13 protein-coding genes are annotated in these 13,909 nt (G+C 61.9%); 6 read left to right on the top strand and 7 right to left on the bottom strand.

Annotated features, from left to right (window positions below):
• Positions 1 to 18: 18 nt before the first annotated feature.
• Positions 19 to 1,968 carry an LTA synthase family protein gene (locus tag LUU92_RS23355; protein WP_257102707.1) on the bottom strand — a complete coding sequence of 650 codons (1,950 nt, stop codon included), beginning with the start codon at positions 1,966 to 1,968 and terminating at the stop codon, positions 19 to 21.
• 200 nt (positions 1,969 to 2,168) lie between these two features.
• On the opposite strand from LUU92_RS23355, the gene colR reads away from it, so the two are divergent.
• From colR to LUU92_RS23330, 5 genes are all read left to right on the top strand, one after another.
• Complete coding sequence (colR, locus tag LUU92_RS23350) at positions 2,169 to 2,852, top strand: two-component system response regulator ColR (protein WP_003175870.1); 684 nt, start codon at positions 2,169 to 2,171, stop codon at positions 2,850 to 2,852.
• Positions 2,842 to 4,122, top strand: a complete 1,281-nt coding sequence (locus tag LUU92_RS23345) for a sensor histidine kinase (RefSeq protein ID WP_071489305.1) — start codon at positions 2,842 to 2,844, stop codon at positions 4,120 to 4,122. Before colR ends, LUU92_RS23345 begins: the two co-directional genes overlap by 11 nt.
• Before the next feature lie 188 nt (positions 4,123 to 4,310).
• Complete coding sequence (locus tag LUU92_RS23340; protein WP_071489306.1) at positions 4,311 to 4,991, top strand: class I SAM-dependent methyltransferase; 681 nt, start codon at positions 4,311 to 4,313, stop codon at positions 4,989 to 4,991.
• Between the two features lie 4 nt (positions 4,992 to 4,995).
• A complete protein-coding gene (locus LUU92_RS23335) occupies positions 4,996 to 5,715 on the top strand; it encodes a lipopolysaccharide kinase InaA family protein (protein ID WP_071489307.1) in 720 nt (239 codons plus the stop codon).
• Positions 5,712 to 5,939 (top strand): hypothetical protein, encoded by a 228-nt coding sequence (locus LUU92_RS23330; RefSeq protein WP_028617789.1) that lies wholly within the window; start codon positions 5,712 to 5,714, stop codon positions 5,937 to 5,939. The genes LUU92_RS23335 and LUU92_RS23330 overlap by 4 nt, the downstream gene beginning before the upstream one ends.
• 82 nt (positions 5,940 to 6,021) lie before the next feature.
• Here the strand turns inward: LUU92_RS23330 and LUU92_RS23325 are convergent, their stop codons facing one another.
• The 3 genes from LUU92_RS23325 to LUU92_RS23315 are packed head-to-tail and all read right to left on the bottom strand — an operon-like array spanning position 6,022 to position 9,645.
• Complete coding sequence (locus LUU92_RS23325) at positions 6,022 to 7,119, bottom strand: DUF1513 domain-containing protein (RefSeq protein ID WP_257103877.1); 1,098 nt, start codon at positions 7,117 to 7,119, stop codon at positions 6,022 to 6,024.
• Positions 7,120 to 7,121: 2 nt separating this feature from the next.
• Positions 7,122 to 8,186, bottom strand: coding sequence for an imelysin family protein (locus tag LUU92_RS23320; protein ID WP_071489310.1), 1,065 nt, complete (start codon positions 8,184 to 8,186; stop codon positions 7,122 to 7,124).
• A 31-nt stretch (positions 8,187 to 8,217) separates the two neighbouring features.
• Positions 8,218 to 9,645, bottom strand: coding sequence for a di-heme oxidoreductase family protein (locus LUU92_RS23315; RefSeq protein ID WP_257102706.1), 1,428 nt, complete (start codon positions 9,643 to 9,645; stop codon positions 8,218 to 8,220).
• Between the two features lie 140 nt (positions 9,646 to 9,785).
• On the opposite strand from LUU92_RS23315, the gene LUU92_RS23310 reads away from it, so the two are divergent.
• Positions 9,786 to 10,349 carry an NAD(P)H nitroreductase gene (locus tag LUU92_RS23310; RefSeq protein ID WP_257102705.1) on the top strand — a complete coding sequence of 188 codons (564 nt, stop codon included), beginning with the start codon at positions 9,786 to 9,788 and terminating at the stop codon, positions 10,347 to 10,349.
• A gap of 61 nt (positions 10,350 to 10,410) precedes the next feature.
• On the opposite strand, the gene LUU92_RS29365 is transcribed toward LUU92_RS23310, so the two are convergent.
• The 3 genes from LUU92_RS29365 to LUU92_RS23295 form a co-directional block, all read right to left on the bottom strand.
• Positions 10,411 to 12,549, bottom strand: coding sequence for a methyl-accepting chemotaxis protein (locus tag LUU92_RS29365; RefSeq protein ID WP_257102704.1), 2,139 nt, complete (start codon positions 12,547 to 12,549; stop codon positions 10,411 to 10,413).
• 138 nt (positions 12,550 to 12,687) lie between these two features.
• Positions 12,688 to 13,089: a YbaN family protein gene (locus tag LUU92_RS23300; protein WP_257102703.1), complete on the bottom strand. Its 402-nt coding sequence runs from the start codon at positions 13,087 to 13,089 to the stop codon at positions 12,688 to 12,690.
• Positions 13,090 to 13,234: 145 nt separating this feature from the next.
• Positions 13,235 to 13,843: a biliverdin-producing heme oxygenase gene (locus LUU92_RS23295; protein WP_071489315.1), complete on the bottom strand. Its 609-nt coding sequence runs from the start codon at positions 13,841 to 13,843 to the stop codon at positions 13,235 to 13,237.
• Positions 13,844 to 13,909 lie beyond the last annotated feature (66 nt).

Genomic DNA, 13,909 nt, shown 5'->3' with positions numbered 1-13,909 from the left:
AAGGGCCACGCGTGGCGATCAGCGGGCGCTGATGGCGGGTTCTGCGACCTTCGGCGCTTTCCAGCCCAGCAACTGCTGTTTGAAGCCATAGCTGGCGGCCTGGTAGTAGGTGATGGCGCGCAGGATCAGCGGGTCATCACTGCCCACCCGCAGCTCCTGGCTTTCACCCAGGGCCTGATCGTGGCGACGCAGGCCCTGGCGCGGGCTGAGGATCGCCAGGTCTTTACCGTCAAACAGCCCCAGGTGCTGGTAGTTGCCGACCACCACACGGGGTGGCAGTGGGTTGTCTTGCAGCAGGTTGCGACCGAAGAAGGTCGATTCGTAGCTCAGGTTGAGCAGGCCGAGCAAGGTGGGCGCCAGGTCGATCTGGCTGGCCAGTTGCGCGGTTTCCCGGGCGTCGACCAGCTTGGGGGCGTAGATGAATAGCGGTATCTGGTAGTTGCTGATGGGCAAGTCTTCTTTGCCCGCGCTGCCGGCAGTGTGGTCGGCGACAAACACGAAGATCGTGTTATCGAACCACGGCTTCTGGCGTGCCGCCTCCAGGAACTCACCGATGGCGTGGTCGGTGTACTTCACCGCACCGTCGCGGCCGTTACCGGATTTGATATCGATGCGCCCATCCGGGTACGTGTAGGGGCGATGGTTGGAGGTGGTCATCAGTTGCAGCAGGAACGGCTGCTGCTTGGCGTAGTCGGCATCGGCCAGTTTCAGGGTTTGTTTGTAGAGGTCTTCGTCGGCCATGCCCCAGGCGTTTTTAAATGAGATCTCCGATTCTGGCACGCTGCTCTGGTCGACGACCCGATAGCCGTTGCCGCTGAAGAACGCATTCATATTGTCGAAGTAGCCACGTCCGCCGTAGACGAACACGCTGTCGTAGCCGATGGCGGTGAGTTGCTGGCCCAGGCTGGCAAAGCCGCTTTCGCGGCCGATGCGCTTGACAATGGAGCGGCCCGGCGTGGGTGGGATCGCCAGGGTGATGGCCTCCAGGCCTCGGTCAGTGCGGGTGCCGGTGGCATAGAAATTATTGAAATACAGGCTTTGTTTGCGCAGCGCATCCAGGTTGGGCGTCAGGTTGCGCTCGTCGCCGTTGCTGCCCATGTATTTGGCGCTGAAGCTTTCGATGGTCACCAGCACGATATTGGGTGTGCGCAGCGTGCCGGGGTTATCGATGGCGCGGCGGATATCCAAGGGGTCCTTGTCGATGAAGCGAGCATTGGGCTCACTCAGTTCGGCGCGCAACTGTTTGGCGACAACGTCCGCGGGCAGGCTTTTATAGAACTGGGTGTAGTCCAGTTCGTTGTTACGGAACGCGGCGAAAAACTGATACGGGCCATTGCTCGCCAGTTCGTTCTCGTAGGCGTTGCCACCTTGGGCGCGTGGGCTGTCCTGGCTGATCAGTTGCAGGCTGAGGCCAGCAACCACCAACAGGCCCAGGGCATTGACCAGGCGACCCCGCATTGCCGGCAGCGGTGCATTCATCGCGGCGATGAACGGTCTGCGCAGAACCAGGCTCAACACAACGGCGAGCATCGCCAGCAGGCTGAGCAGCTTGCCGATCGGGTAGGACTCCAGCAGGTTGTTCAACACCTCATCGGAGTACACCAGGTAATCGACGGCGATAAAGTTGAAGCGCACGCCGAATTCATCCCAGAACAACCATTCGGCGACCGAGGTGAACAGCATGGCGAACAGGCTGACGGTCAGTACCGCCTGCAGGAACCAGCGGTGACCGCGACGGCGCCAGAGGGCAGGTGGGCACAGCAGCAGATACAACCCCAGTGGCAGGGCGGCATAGGCCAGAAAGCCCAGGTCGTACAGCAGGCCCACGCCAAACACCGGCAGCAGGTTGCCACCGACTTCGTCCAGGTGAGTGATGAGCAGCACGCTGCGCGTGAGCAGGAAAACCAACAGCCAGGCACCGGTGACCAGCAGCAAATAGCGCATAGGCGCTGTTTTGAGAAACCCCATGTCCAACTTCCTTATATCGATGGGCGCGATCTTCGCCCTGACACTGTAGTCAGTTTGTGAAGCTATAGTGAAAAACTCGTTCGACTAATTAATCGGTTGAAAACCTTTATCGACGGCGCTTGCGGGTCTATCCCTGAGCCACACTTGGCCTTAAGCTGCGCGAGCCAACACGGCCGTTACCGCGTACGGAGACACTGCCCATGCGAATTCTACTGGTTGAAGACAACCGCGATATTCTGGCCAACCTGGCCGACTACCTGGGGCTGAAGGGCTACACCGTGGACTGTGCGCAGGACGGTTTGTCGGGCCTGCACCTGGCCGCCACCGAGCATTACGACCTGATCGTGCTCGACATCATGCTGCCCGGCATTGATGGCTACACCCTGTGCAAACGCCTGCGTGAGGACGCCCGCCGCGATACGCCGGTGATCATGCTCACCGCCCGCGACCAACTCGATGACCGGCTGCAGGGCTTCAAGTCCGGCGCTGATGACTACCTGCTCAAGCCCTTTGCCCTGTCGGAACTGGCCGCACGTATCGAAGCCGTGCTGCGCCGTGCCCAGGGCGGCGGTCGCCGCGCCCTGCAGGTCGGTGACCTGAGCTACGACCTCGATACCCTGGAAGTCACCCGCGAAGGGCGCCTGCTCAAGCTCAACCCAGTCGGCCTGAAACTGCTGGCGGTGCTGATGCAGAAGAGCCCGCACGTGCTGCGCCGCGAAATTCTCGAAGAAGCCCTGTGGGGCGATGACTGCCCGGACAGTGACAGCCTGCGCAGCCACGTTCACCAATTGCGCCAAGTGATCGATAAACCTTTTGCCAAGCCGTTGCTGCAGACGGTGCACGGTGTGGGTTATCGCCTGGCCGAGGGTCGTGATGGAGTTTAAGCAAAGCCTTGCGCAACGGATCATCATCGCCTTTGCCTTGATGAGTGCGTTGGTGGCGGGGGCCTTCGCCATGGGTATCGTGGCGACGGTGCACCTGGTGGAAGAGAAGTTGATCTCGGCGGGCCTGGGCGGCGACTTGCAACGCCTGCTGCTGATGGACACCGTCGAGGACTGGCGGCACCGACCCGAGCCCGACCAGCTGTTTTATTTCAGTGGTGGCCCCGGCGACTTCGAGTTGCCCAAGGACCTGCGCCACCTTGAGCCCGGTTTCCATGAGGTATTCCGCGAGGCGCTGTCGTACCACGCCATGGTCGAAGTGGTCGACGGGCGGCGCTACGTACTGTTGCAGGACCAAAGCGATTTCGAAGAGCGCGAGCGCGTGTTGTTCGCCGTGGTGCTGGTGGGCTTTGTGCTCAGCCTGGCGCTGGCGGTGTTCCTCGGCTGGGTGTTGGCGCGCAAGGTAATGGCGCCGGTGGTGCGTCTGGCCCGTCAGGTGCGCCACCGTGACCAATTGCTCGGCCTGGCCCCGCCCTTGGCGCCGGATTACGCAGCGGATGAAGTGGGCGAGCTGGCGGTGGCGTTCGACGCCACATTGGGACGGCTGCGCCAGGCCCTGTCCCGTGAACAGCTGTTTACCAGCGACGTGAGCCATGAGCTGCGCACACCTTTGATGGTGTTGGCCAGCTCCTGCGAACTGCTGCTGGAAAACCCCGCCATCGATCAGCGCGGGCGCAACCAGGTGCTGCGCATTGCCCGGGCCTGCGAAGAAATGCGCGAACTGGTGCAGACCTTCCTGATGCTGGCCCGTGCCCAGCATGACGAAGCGGCAATGTCGCCCCAGGTCAGCCTGACGCAGGTGGCCGAAGATCTGCTCGGCATCTGGCGCGAGCCCATCGAGCACAAAGGCCTGGAACTGATCTACCAACCCGGCAACCCCTTGGATACACGCTATAACACCACCTTCCTGCATGCGGTGATGGGCAATCTGCTGCGCAATGCCCTGCACTACACCGAGCAGGGGTTTATCCGGCTGACCCTGGAACCGAGCGGATTTATCGTGGAAGACAGTGGTGTCGGTATCCCCGAGGACAAGCGCGAGGCAATGTTCGAGCCGTTCGTGCGCGGCAGCGAGAAGCGCGGTGAGGGCCTGGGGTTGGGGTTGTCGCTGGTGCAGCGCATCTGCGAGAACCAGGGCTGGAGCGTCAGCCTCAGTACCATGGAGCCCAACGGCTGCCGCTTTCATGTGCAATTGAGTCAGGTCAACGCCTGACGTTAGCCCCTGCCGCTATCCTGCCAGACATCCCCGCAATTCGGCGAAGATGGCCCCATGCTATTGCGTGAGTCTGTAAAGTCTTGAAATGTATGGGGCTGGACAGGACAAGTTTTTCACAACGGGTTGACCAGTTACTCACAGTGCGCTGCTTAAGGTTGTAGGCATCAGCTACTGGAGATCCGTTGATGCCTACCCCGATCAAGCTCGAATTTTCCGAAAAGTACGACGACGAACACGCTCAGGAATATTTGCTCAAGCATCAAGACAATCTGGCGCGCCGGTTGTCCCACAAACGCGACGAGCAATTGGCCCGTGGCGCGCTGGCGATGGCGGGTGAGCCTGGCCTGGTGCTGGACTTGCCCTGCGGCGCCGGTCGTTTCTGGCCCCTGCTGGCGGAAAAGCCCAACCGCGTGATCATCGGCGCCGACAACTCGGCGTCCATGTTGAAGGTGGCAACGGTCGCCCAGCCCGCCGATGTGGTGAAACGGGTACGACCCTTGCAGACATCGGCCTTTGATATTGCTTTGCCAGATAACGCGGTCGACAGCATTTTCTGCATGCGACTGTTGCACCACATTGGTGATCCGGCGCATCGCATGGCGATATTGCGCGAGTTTCAACGCGTTACCCGTGACAGCGTGATTGTTTCGTTGTGGGTCGATGGCAATTTCAAGGCCTGGAAACGCAAGCGGCTCGAGCAGCAGCGTCGCAAGAAAGGTGAGCAGGAAGGTTACCAAAACAGATTTGTGTTACCGGCTGCTACTGTTGAAGCAGAGTTTGAGGAAGCCGGCTTCCGTGTCCAGGAGTCCCTGGACTTCATACCGCTCTATGCCATGTGGCGAGTGTACGTATTACGCAAGAGGTAACAGGATGGCAGTTGAGTGCGTAGCAGGCAGTCACGTAGCTCCCGAGGAACGATTCGAATATTTCTGGCGCCAGCAAGGCGAGTGGGTCGAAGAGCCCAACCGTCGCCGTGGTGGTGAAAGCGGTGTGCAGCGTGTGATCAGCCCCAACGGACGCTTGCTCTACAGCAAGCGCCAGACCGGGCACATCTACCGCAGTTGGCTGCATCCGTTTGGTCGCCCGACGGTGCTGCGTGAGCGCGATGCCCTCAAGGGCCTGCGTTTGTTGGACGTGCGTGTGCCGGAAATGGTGTTTTGCGAAGCGCGCCGCGACCCCGAGCACCAGTGGAAAGCGCTGCTGGTCACTGCGGCCCTCGACGGTTTCGACGAAATAGAGAACTGGTACGCCGCCGGTGGCCGCGAGCATTACGGCGAGCGGGTGCACGAGCGTGTGCTCCAGGAACTGGCCGGCACCCTGGCGCGCATGCACAAGGGTCGTTGGCAGCATGGCTGCCTCTACATCAAGCATATCTTTGTGCGAGTGACGGGCGAGGGTGATTCGGCAAACGTCGAAGTGGCGCTGCTGGACTTCGAGAAATGCCGCCAGCGCCTGACCGCTTATCGGGCCGCCTCCCATGACATGCTGCAATTGCGCCGCCATTCGTCGTGGAACGATGCCGACTGGAAGAAACTCAGCTACTTTTACGAGACGGCGTTTGGCAGCGCTATCAAGGGTTTAACCAGATGAAGCTAGAAATAGCACGAGGTCTGTTCCTGGTCGGGGCGCTGGGCGTTGCAGCCCTGGCGCTGGCGGCGTGGGAACAGCCTCGCACCCAGGTGCTCAGTGCAACGCAGGGTGGCGCGCAATGCCTGTTGCCGCGCGTTGCCAAGGCGAGCACGGCGGCCAAGCCCGATCATGAGTTGTTGCTCTTCATGTTTGGCATGTCTCAAGGCATGAGGCCGCAGAGTTGAAACGATTCAAACCCCTGGGAAAGGGCCTTGCGAAGCGAGGCCCTTTTTTTGTGGTCGTGGAAATGTTCTGGCAAAGGGGGCGTCAGATCATGTGCAGATGGTTATCCCAAAGCCCTGCCGGCAATTCCAGCGGCGTTGCCACCAACTGTTTCTGGCGACAATCGTAGAACCGGCAACGGCCCTGGCCCGAGGTCACGACAAACCCATCCTCCACGGCACCGACACCGGCGCAGTCGGGCAGCGGTCCGTCCAGGCGCAGCTCGCCGCTGTCCATGTTCCAGATAAAGAAGCGGTTGCCCCGTGGGGCAGTCAACGCCACCAGGCGCAATTCGCTGTGCACTGCGACGCTGGCGGTGTAGTGCCCCATCGCCTGCAACTGCTCGTCCGCCACCGGAAACGCCACGAATGGCTGCCCCGGACGCTTGATCGCCAGCAACTCGGAACGCTCCTGTGACGCCCCCATGAACTGCTGCCCGGTGAGGATGGTGCCATCGCTGGCGATCCCCATGTGCCGCACGCTGTTCATCTGCTGGCCGAGGGTTTCCTTGCTGATCAAGGTACCGTCGCGCTGCATCAGCACCAGGCTCGGTTGCATGGCGTCGAGGTTCATCTCCACGCGGCTTTCGGCTTCGGTGCGAATGCCGCCGTTGGCCACCACCAGGGTCTCGCCGTCGGGCATCCACGACACCTGGTGCGGGCCGATGCCGTGGGTGGAGATCTCGCCGGTATGCACCAGCCGCTCGCCTTCGAAACGGTACACACCGAGCAGGCCACGGCCGGGGTCGGCTGTGTCGTTCTCGGTGGCGTACAGCCAGTCGCCGCTCTTGTGAATGACCGCGTGGCCATAGAAGTGGCGGTTGACCTGGGAGGTGATGGTTTGCAGCAGCGCGCCATCGCGCAGGTCGATCAGGTAACTCTCGGTGCCCGGGCGACGGGCGACAAACAGCGCAATCGGCAGCGTCGGGTGGTTGATGATGTCGTGGCAGCGCTGGCCGACCTGGGTGGCAAATACCTGCCTGCCGTCCAGGCGGTAACCCACGGCGTAGTGCTTGCCGTCCGCATCATCCCGCGCCGAGAGCAGCAGCGGGCCCTTGTCTTTGCTTTTGAACAGCGTCCAGCCACCCAGTGTGAGAGCACTGAGCAGCACGCTGCCGATGGCCAAAGCCTGTCGCCTGAGCATCATCAGTCACCGTCGTTGGCGTTAAAGCCCAGTTGGATGCCCAGCGCCTTGGCCAGCTCGCCTTCGTGCAGGCGGTGGACGACGTTGAGGCTGTCATAGATATCGTTGAGCTGCTGGCGCCCGGCGTCGTCGTTCAACAGTTCGTTGAGGGTGCGCTGGTTGCTGGCGAACAGTTTCAGCGACGCGGCATAGGCGGCGTCGATCTTGTCGGCCAACGGCTTCTGCTCGGACGGCAGCAGGCCACGCAGGCCTTTGTTGTCGACGCCGACCCATACGGTCTGGGCTGCCGCGAGGCTGGCTTCGAGGCTTTGCAGGGACGACTGGCTGCGCCATGCATCGGCCTGGAACGGCTGCGGGATACCCTTGGTCTGGCGACCCATCGGCGTGCCGAGTTTTTTCTTCAGGGTGTCCAGTGCGGTGACCTGCACGCGCAGCAAATCGGCAATGGCTTCGTGGGAATCGGCGTAGCGCTGGTTCGGAAACTTGGTCATCTGCGCCAGCATGCCGTCGGTGCTGTTCCAGCTGGCCAGGATCTCCTCGGCCAGGGCCTTCTGACGGTCACCGATGGCGACCAGCAGCGGGCAGTAACGGGCCTTTTGTGCGTCGTCGGCGATGTCGGTCTTGGCGTCGTAGAGGATGTATTCGTAGGCGGACAGGCCTTGCACCACCACGCTGGACTTGGCCAGGGCGGCGCCGTCGATCTGCGGCTGGCTGGCGACCAGTTGCTCGACCTGGCGGCCGACCAGGTTCTTCTTGTCCGGCCAGAACTGCACCTGCCACGAACGGTTGCCCTCGGCCAGCGGCCCGATCAGCAGCGGTTGCAGCTCGGCCCAAGCCTTTTGTGCATGCAGGAAATCGGCACGCGCGGTGTCCAGGCTCTCCTTGCCCTGGCAGTAGGCCAGCGCGCTGACGGCCAGTTGGCGGTCGGCTTCGACCCAGCGGCTGTAGGTCGGCAGGATCACTTGCTTGGCGATGGCCGCAGAGGTCACTGCTTGCGGGTCTTGCGGCGAGCAGGCGCCAAGGGCGAGGGCGGCCAGGCTGGTGAACAACAACTTGGGACGGAACATGTCGAGCTCCCTTCTATAAGTGGGGCGAAGCTTATAAAGAATTCAGGAACGCCAGCAACGCTGCGCGCTGCTCGGCATTGAAGGACAACACATGCTGCTGCGCCGCTTGGGCTTCACCGCCATGCCACAGCACGGCTTCGAGCAGGTTGCGGGCGCGGCCGTCATGCAAGAACTGGGTATGGCCACTCACGGTTTGCGTCAGGCCAATGCCCCACAACGGCGGCGTGCGCCAGTCGCGGCCACCGGCCTTGAATTCTGTGCGGTTGTCGGCGAGGCCCGGTCCCATGTCGTGCAACAGCAGGTCGCTGTAGGGGCGGATCACCTGGTTGGCCAGTTCAGGTTCGGCAGCATTGGCGGCCGTGGTGAATGCAGGCGTGTGACAACCCTGGCAGCCGGCTTGATAGAACAGGTTTTTACCGGCCAGCACCTGCGGCGTGTTGACGCCACGGCGCGCCGGCACCGCCAGGTTGCGCGTGTAGAACAGCACCAGGCGCAGGATGTTGTCGCTGACTTCCGGCTCGCCATCGGGGCCATTGCCGTTGGGGGCCTGTTTGCAGGCGACTTGGGCATCGGTGCAGTCATCAAAGGGTCTCAGGGATGTGGTGAGGCCCATATCACCAGAGAACGCGTGAACATTTTGTTGATTGAGGTTGGGTTGCCCGGCTTTCCAGCCAAAACGCCCGAGCACGGTTTTTTGCTGGGCGTCGTCCCAGACCCAGTTGGCACGGCCGACGATGGCTTGCTTGTCGGCGGTCTTCGGGTCGGTGTTGCGCAGGATGTCGGCGTCGCTGATGGCTTCGAGCAGGCCCAGGCCGATCATCGGCGGCGCGATGCGTGCGGAAAAGCGCGTGTCGGGGTGCATCGGGCCGTAGCCAAGCTGGGTGATCTGCAGGTCGGGTTTACGCAACTCGACCACCGTGCCGTCCTTGAACGTCACGTTGACCGGCGTGTAATCGACCCGCACCTTGCCTTCCGGCGGCACGCCGGGCACGGCCATGTCCTGCAATTGCCCACCGTAGACCGGCTCGGGCACCACGCCCATCTGTTCGATGGCCTTGGCATAGACGGGCGCATCCGGAATCGACAGGCGTACCAGCATCGACACCGCGTTGGGTGCATCGGGCAGCGGTGGGTGACCACGACCGTCTTTTATATGGCAGTTCTGGCAGGCGTTGGTGTTGAACAGCGGGCCGAGGCCATCCCGCGCCGTGGTGGTGGACGGTGCGATCACCCAGGGGCTGCGAAAGAAGCTGTTGCCGACGCTGAAATCCAGGCGGCGGGTGGGCGACAGGTTGGCCGAGGGCAGGGAAAACGCGTTCTGGTCGCGCTTGTTCACCGTCGCAGCACCGCCCGCCCGTGATTCACCCGGCTCGGCCTTGGTAAACCTGGGCGCGTCATCGCAGCCAGCCAGGCTCAAGGCCAGCAAGGCTGCGGACAGGCGAAAAAGCGAAGGGGACATCGAACTTCCTGAACCACGGCGGAAAATAAGGTCGCAAAGTCTAACAGGGCAGGGCGCAATGAATAAGAGCAATTATCGTTTGGTGGCATCCCGATTCATTCCCGCTAGAATGACCGCACATTTTTTTCTGGAGGTGGCCCATGCAGGCTCTCGACGCTTTGCTCAACCGTGTTTCCGTGCCGCGCCTGCTGGAACCGGCACCGACCCAGGAGCAGCGCGATGTGCTGTTTGCCGCCGCCATGCGTGCGCCCGACCACGGCCAACTGCGCCCTTGGCGTTTCCTCACGGTTGAAGGCGCTGCTCGCGAACAGATGGGCACCTTGTTGGCCGAAGCGGCCCGGCTGCAAGACGCCGATGCGCCACAGGCGGTGATCGACAAGGCCCAGAACGGCCCGTTGCGCGCGCCGTTGGTGGTGGTGGTGATTGCCCGTTTGCAGGAGCACTTCAAGGTGCCCAAGTCCGAGCAACTGCTGGCTGCTGCCTGTGCGGCTCATGGCATCCTGTTGGCGGCGTATGCCCAGGGGATTGGTGCGGTATGGCGCACCGGGGAATTGTCCTACTCGGCCCACGTGGCCAACGGCCTGGGGCTGACGGCGGATGAGGAAGTGATTGGCTTCCTGTACCTGGGCACACCGCAGAACCCGCCGCGTACCGCTGCTAAAGAAGACCTGACGCAGTTTGTCAGTGCCTGGACCGGTCTCTAAATCCCAAGTGATCAAACTGTGGGAGGGGCAAGCCCCCGCCCACATTGGTTTTTGGTGTTTCTTAAACCCTGAACTGATCCATCAACTTCATCTGCTGGCTGGCCAGTGCATTGAGTTGGCTGCTGATGGCCGCCGACTCGGTGGCCTGGCCGGTGAGGGTTTCGGTCACGGTACGGATCGCCGAGACGTTGCGGTTGACCTCTTCGGCCACGGCGCTCTGTTGTTCGGCGGCGCTGGCGATCTGCAGGTTCATGTCGCTGATCACGGTCACCGCATCGCTGATCTTGCCCAAGGCCTGCACCGCCTGATGGATCTGCCCGGCATTGCTCTGGGCCTGGCTCTGGCTGGAATGCATGGTCGCCACCACGCCACGGGTGCCGCTCTGGATGCGCTCGATCACCAGGCGGATTTCCTCCACCGAATCCTGGGTACGCTTGGCCAGGTTACGCACTTCGTCGGCTACCACCGCAAACCCTCGACCGCTTTCCCCGGCGCGTGCCGCTTCGATGGCGGCATTGAGGGCCAGCAGGTTGGTCTGCTCGGCAATGCTGCGGATCACTTCCAGCACTGAACCAATCTGTTCGCTGTTGACCGCCAGGGCTTCGACTTCGCCCACGGCCTTGCTGACTTCTTCGGCCAGGGTGGTGATGTCGCGGGTGCTCTGCTCGATGATCGACATGCCTTCACGCGCCGACTGGTCGGCACCGCGTGCCGCGCTGGCGGCATTGGACGCGCTGTTGGCGACGTCGTGGGCGGTGGCGCTCATTTCGTTGGACGCGGTGGCCACCTGGTCGATTTCGCGGAACTGCACCTGCATGCCTTCGCTGGTCTGGCGTGCGATGGCCGAAGACTGGTCTGCGGTGCCGCGTGCTTCGGTGATGCTTTGCTTGATCTGGGCGATGGTCGGTTGCAGCTTGTCGAGGAAGCGGTTGAACCAGTTCACCAGTTCGCCCAGTTCATCCTTCTTGGCGTAGGCCAGGCGTTGGGTAAGGTCGCCGTCGCCGCTGGCGATGTCCTTGAGCATGGCGGCCACGCTGTTGATCGGCCGGGTCACGCCGGTAGCGGTCAGCCAGATCAATAGCAAACCGAGCAGGCCGGCGGCGGCGGCCACCAGCAGTGCCTTCAGGGTGCCGGCGGATTGGGCGTCGTCAAGCACTCGCTGCAACTTGACGTTGTCGGCGAGCATCACGGCTTTTGGCAGCTTGATCACCACGCCCCAGGATTTGGCGTCGGCAATCGGCTTGACCGGGTACACGGCGCGGATGGTGTCGTCCTGTTCGCGGATCATGCGGTTGTCACTGGCCAGCAACTGTACGATTTCCTTGCCCTCGGCGCCGAGGGTGTCGATCAGGTTCTTGCCGACCTTGGCCGGCTCGCCGCTGTAGGCGGCAATCAGGCCGGTACTGGAGAGAATCTCCAGGTGCGCTGCGCCGTTGAACAGGTCCTTCTGTGCAGCGTCGGCGGTTGCTTGCAGGGCGGTGAGGGCGATGTCGACACCGACGACGCCGATGAGTTTACCCCCCACGATCAGTGGCGAGGCGATGGTGGTCATCAGTACCTTTTTGCCGGCCACCGTATCTTCATAGGGTTCAAGCAGGCAGGTATTGCGGGTGTCCCGTGGGCAGGTGTACCAGATGTTGTAGGGCGTACCATTGAGGGTGAGGGTGGTCTTGTTCAGGTCTTCTTCGACCATGATGGTGTTCAAGCCTTCACCGCCGGCACGGCTCCAATAGCTGGAGAAGCGCCCTATTTCGTTGGAGACGCGTGCCTTGTCATCGACGAACTCGCTGTCCTTGCCGTCGAGGCCGTTGGGTTCGAATGACAGCCAGAACCCCAGCACTTTGCTGTTGCGATCGAAGGTGGTTTTCAGGCTCTGGTTGATTTCTTCGCGCAGCGCGCCGGCTTCCAGGCCACGCTTGCTGGCCATGGTGCGCAAATCCTTGATCTGGTCGGCCAGCGCGGTCAGCGCCATCAGGCTGTCGCCGAAGGTTTTCTGCAACTGCACCGCTTGCTCGGCGGCCCTGGCTTGCAGCAGTTGTTCCACGCTGGCGGTGAGCATGCGCGAGCTGGAATCGCTGACCAACAGATCATTCTGGTTGGTGTTGTAGATATTGATGCCGACGACCAGTGCTATCACCCCCAACAGGCAAAGGCCGGACAGCAGCACGATTTTCAGGCGGATGGAGAGGGTGTTGAACATAGGCTCACTCGCGAATGGACTGGTGGGGATGCATGCAGCAGAGCCAAGTCCATTCAGCGCTATGTCTGAAACATCGGCGTCACAAATCAATTCATGAGAAAGAGGCGATGAGCGGTAGGAAAACACCTACACGCGACGTCAGACAGGCGCTGCAAGCCTTTCCGGGCGTGACCAGATCCACAGGTTGCCCAGGCTCATTCCGGCAATGGCCAGGTAGATCGGCCAGCCGTGGTCGAGCATCACCAGCATCAGCATGGCGCACAGCAGCATGCTTACAGTGGCGCTGACTTTGGCTCGGCGAGCGATGATCTTGCCGTTGCGCCAGTTGAACAGGATCGGCCCGAACAGCCGGTGGTTCTCCAGCCAGGCGCTGAGGCGTGGCGAGCTTTTAGTGGCGGCCCAGGCGGCCAGCAGGATGAATTCGGTGGTGGGCAAACCCGGCACGACAATCGCGATCAACCCAATGCCCAGGCTGACATAGGCCAGCAGGCCGAAGAGGATCCGGGCGATTTTCGAGGTGGGTTGGGTTTTGCGGGTCATGGTTTATTTGTAACGTCGCGAAGTGAGCGCCAACGTGGGAGGGGCTTGCCCCCGATGGGGATGTGTCAGCTAGAGAAGCGTTGACTGGCGCTCTGCTATCGGGGGCAAGCCCCCTCCCACAGTTGATGGCATTTCAATCTGGATGTCAGGCCAATTCAGGGGCGCTAGCGTACGCCTGTTCGAGCAAGACGGTGAAGCGTACAAACGCGTCGATCGCACCTTTTTCCACTGCGGCTTCCTCTTCGGCACTGAACTCCAGGGCGTCGAGGGTACGGGTGAAGCTTTTCCAGCCTTCGGCGCGACCACCGGCCGGCTCACCCAGGTGACGGGCACCGAAGGTTTCGCTCAGGCCCAGGCCCACGGCACGCTTGATCAGGAACGCAGCGCCCAGTTTGGAGCCTTCGGACACAAACAGCCAGCCCAGGGCTTCGGCCTTGCTCGGGTTTTTCACGGCGCCGGCGACCGGTGCAGGCACCTCGGTGTCCAGGTCGCCCAGGTCCAGTTTGGCGGCTTCGGCACGGCAACGCTCGGCCAGGTCCGGCACGATCTTGATCAGTTCGGCATCGTTGTACAGGGCCACCAGTTCCGATTGGAACAGGTACTGCGCCACCACGAAACGGGCGAAGTTGGCCCGGGTTTCAAACGGGGCGTGGGCCTTGACCAGTGCGTCGAGCTTGGTGTGCGGCTCGTTGGTGATCTGGTTCAGGCGTTGGGAGCGCAGGCTTGCGCGTTCTGCGGTAGGGGAAGCGGTCATGAAAAGTCCTTGAGAAGGGATGCGCCTGGGTGCCCGAAAGAGAGCTGTTATCAACTAGACGAACAA

This window comes from Pseudomonas extremorientalis (genome assembly GCF_024584605.1).
In the GTDB taxonomy this organism is placed as follows: domain Bacteria; phylum Pseudomonadota; class Gammaproteobacteria; order Pseudomonadales; family Pseudomonadaceae; genus Aquipseudomonas; species Aquipseudomonas extremorientalis.
This window is presented reverse-complemented; position numbering and strand designations above follow the sequence as displayed.

Coding starts and splice junctions, on each gene's coding strand:
- colR (WP_003175870.1), top strand. CDS start 2,169: ATGCGAATTCTACTGGTTGAAGACAACCGCGATATTCTGGCCAACCTG.
- LUU92_RS29365 (WP_257102704.1), bottom strand. CDS start 12,549: ATGTTCAACACCCTCTCCATCCGCCTGAAAATCGTGCTGCTGTCCGGC.
- LUU92_RS23340 (WP_071489306.1), top strand. CDS start 4,311: ATGCCTACCCCGATCAAGCTCGAATTTTCCGAAAAGTACGACGACGAA.
- LUU92_RS23355 (WP_257102707.1), bottom strand. CDS start 1,968: ATGGGGTTTCTCAAAACAGCGCCTATGCGCTATTTGCTGCTGGTCACC.
- LUU92_RS23295 (WP_071489315.1), bottom strand. CDS start 13,843: ATGACCGCTTCCCCTACCGCAGAACGCGCAAGCCTGCGCTCCCAACGC.
- LUU92_RS23320 (WP_071489310.1), bottom strand. CDS start 8,186: ATGTTCCGTCCCAAGTTGTTGTTCACCAGCCTGGCCGCCCTCGCCCTT.
- LUU92_RS23335 (WP_071489307.1), top strand. CDS start 4,996: ATGGCAGTTGAGTGCGTAGCAGGCAGTCACGTAGCTCCCGAGGAACGA.
- LUU92_RS23325 (WP_257103877.1), bottom strand. CDS start 7,119: ATGCTCAGGCGACAGGCTTTGGCCATCGGCAGCGTGCTGCTCAGTGCT.
- LUU92_RS23345 (WP_071489305.1), top strand. CDS start 2,842: ATGGAGTTTAAGCAAAGCCTTGCGCAACGGATCATCATCGCCTTTGCC.
- LUU92_RS23300 (WP_257102703.1), bottom strand. CDS start 13,089: ATGACCCGCAAAACCCAACCCACCTCGAAAATCGCCCGGATCCTCTTC.
- LUU92_RS23315 (WP_257102706.1), bottom strand. CDS start 9,645: ATGTCCCCTTCGCTTTTTCGCCTGTCCGCAGCCTTGCTGGCCTTGAGC.
- LUU92_RS23310 (WP_257102705.1), top strand. CDS start 9,786: ATGCAGGCTCTCGACGCTTTGCTCAACCGTGTTTCCGTGCCGCGCCTG.
- LUU92_RS23330 (WP_028617789.1), top strand. CDS start 5,712: ATGAAGCTAGAAATAGCACGAGGTCTGTTCCTGGTCGGGGCGCTGGGC.